The organism is Nitrobacter sp. 62-23 (assembly GCF_001897285.1).
Classification (GTDB): Bacteria; Pseudomonadota; Alphaproteobacteria; order Rhizobiales; family Xanthobacteraceae; genus Nitrobacter.
In genome coordinates, this window is sequence record NZ_MKSM01000087.1 from 1 (window position 1) to 1,145 (window position 1,145).

The 1,145-nt window shown below is 66.2% G+C and carries 2 protein-coding genes and 1 pseudogene; 1 reads left to right on the plus strand and 2 read right to left on the minus strand.

Going from position 1 to position 1,145, the window contains the following annotated elements; all coding sequences use genetic code 11:
- The coding region (locus BGO16_RS07720; protein WP_292618037.1) for a CBS domain-containing protein at nt 1-423 on the plus strand (423 nt) is incomplete at its 5' end.
- A gap of 18 nt (nt 424-441) precedes the next feature.
- On the opposite strand, the gene BGO16_RS07725 is transcribed toward BGO16_RS07720, so the two are convergent.
- Together BGO16_RS07725 and BGO16_RS07730 are read right to left on the minus strand one after the other, a co-directional pair.
- Nucleotides 442-885 carry an NfeD family protein gene (locus BGO16_RS07725; RefSeq protein ID WP_292618038.1) on the minus strand — a complete coding sequence of 148 codons (444 nt, stop codon included), beginning with the start codon at nt 883-885 and terminating at the stop codon, nt 442-444.
- Between the two features lie 18 nt (nt 886-903).
- Nucleotides 904-1,145 (minus strand): annotated as a pseudogene (locus BGO16_RS07730) (SPFH/Band 7/PHB domain protein); the annotation flags it as partial.

Below are 1,145 nucleotides of genomic sequence, written 5' to 3' on the forward strand. Positions count from 1 at the left end.
TCGGTCGACTTCAGCGTGCTGCATCCGGGCGGCAAGCTCGGTGCGCTGCTGAAATACACCCGCGACCTCATGCACAGCGGCGATTCCATCCCGCTGAAGCCGCTCGGCACCAAAATGTCCGATGCGCTGGTCGAGATGACCTCGAAGGGCTTCGGTTGCGTCGGCATCGTCGACAGCCACGGGCACCTCGTCGGCATCGTCACCGACGGCGACCTGCGCCGTCACATGCGCCCGGACCTGATGACCGCGCGCGTCGACGATGTCATGACCCGGAATCCGAAGACGATCGGACGCGACCTTCTGGCCGGCGAGACGCTGGAAATCCTCAACTCGTCGAAGATCACCGCGCTGATCGTGACCGACGACAAAAAGCCCGTCGGCATCGTGCATCTGCACGACCTGCTGCGCGCCGGCGTGGCGTAATCGCCGCGAGCCGGATCGCTACGCCGCCGCCACAGTCAGGCGCGCGCCGTCGGCCTTCACGACCTTCACGCGGCTGCCTGCCGGCGCATCCGGTCCCGTCACCCGCCAGATGGTATCGTCGATGCGCACCGTGCCGCTCCCGTCGACGATCGGCTTTTCCAGGGTGAAGACGCGACCGACCAGCGCGTCGGCGCGCTTGTTGAGGAACGGACTGTCGGCGGCTCCCGGCTTTGCCCGCGCCATGCGCCGCCACAACGGCACAGCCGCGACGGCGAACACCGCGAACATCAGGATCTGCGTTTGCCACGCCGGATCGAAGGCGAACGACAATAATCCGGCCAGGAACGCGGCGAGGCCGAGCCAGAACAGGAACACGCCCGGCGTCAGCAATTCGAGTCCCATCAGGATGAGACCGAAGATGAGCCAGTTCCACGTCCCCAGCGAAACGAACATGTCGGTCATAGAAAACGCTCCCGGATCCTACCCCTGCGGCGGGATCGGCTGGGCCGGCGCGCCCGCATTCGGCACGGCTCCGCGCCGCGCGGCCGCCGCCGGCGCCGCGCCGTCGCCGAAGGTCGCCTTGGCTATTTCGCCGATGCCGCCCAGTGAGGCCAGCATACTGGTGGCCTCTAACGGCAGCATCACCACCTTCTGGTTCGGCGAATTGGCAAGCTGGCCGAAGGCCTTGATGTATTTGTCGGCGATGAAGTAGTTCAGCGACG

What these genes read in the sequence shown, in the direction of transcription:
- BGO16_RS07725 (WP_292618038.1), bottom strand. Translation starts at nt 885, where the DNA reads ATGACCGACATGTTCGTTTCGCTGGGGACGTGGAACTGGCTCATCTTC.